The following is an 831-nucleotide window of genomic DNA, read 5'->3' on the forward strand; positions in this document are numbered from 1 at the left end:
CAACGATGGTGACAGGCAATGTTTCTGTTGAGGTATCGCCATCAAAATCTGTTGCGATAATCGGGAAGTCGATTTGTAGGCTGTCGCTGTTTACCGCATGGTCTAGTGGGCCCTGCAGAGTAAAGATGTAGCTGCCATCTGGCTTCACAACCAATTCAAATACGGCATTGCCATCTGCTGTGGCAGTGTAAGTAAAACTACCGTCGCCGTTAGCAGTTTCAGCAAGCACGACAGGCTCACCATGAGAGGTCAACCCTGCTACTGGATCTGCTGTTGCATCAAGCTGGTATTTAACAACACTGTCCGAGCCTTCAGTTGTGCTGAAAGAGCCCGACATAAACGCATCATCGTTTTGGTCTGAGCCAATTGTAGCGAGATCATCTTCGTCTACTGTCAGTGGAACAACGTTGTCAATGGTTGGAACGTCATCAGTAATCGTGACTGGAATGGTCGCGGTCGTCGTATCGCCATCAAAGTCTGTTGCAATGATTGGGAAGTTCAGTACTAGCTCATCGCTGTTTAACGCGTGATCGATTGGTCCTTCCAGACGGAAGTTGTATGTGCCGTCTGCATTCACATTCATGGTGAAGATAGGATTGCCATCCGCGGTAGCCACGTAAGTAAAGCTGCCATCGGCATTCGCAGTCTCCACCAAAGTAACAGGCTCACCTTGAGAAGTTAAACCTGAAACAGGATCAACCGTTGAATCAAGTTGGTAGCTCACCACACGGTCTGAACCTTGAGTGGTCGTAAACGCGCCTTCAACAAACACAGCGTCAGTTTGGTCTGAGCCAATGCCTGATAAATCATCTTCGTCTACAGCCAGAGGCA

General features: G+C 48.6%; 1 protein-coding gene. It reads right to left on the reverse strand.

The window, feature by feature from the left end:
* Positions 1-831: T1SS-143 repeat domain-containing protein (locus tag VJL_RS27035; protein ID WP_038882450.1), on the reverse strand; the 831-nt coding region annotated here is incomplete at both ends.

The organism is Vibrio jasicida CAIM 1864 = LMG 25398 (assembly GCF_000400365.1).
Lineage (GTDB): Bacteria > Pseudomonadota > Gammaproteobacteria > Enterobacterales > Vibrionaceae > Vibrio > Vibrio jasicida.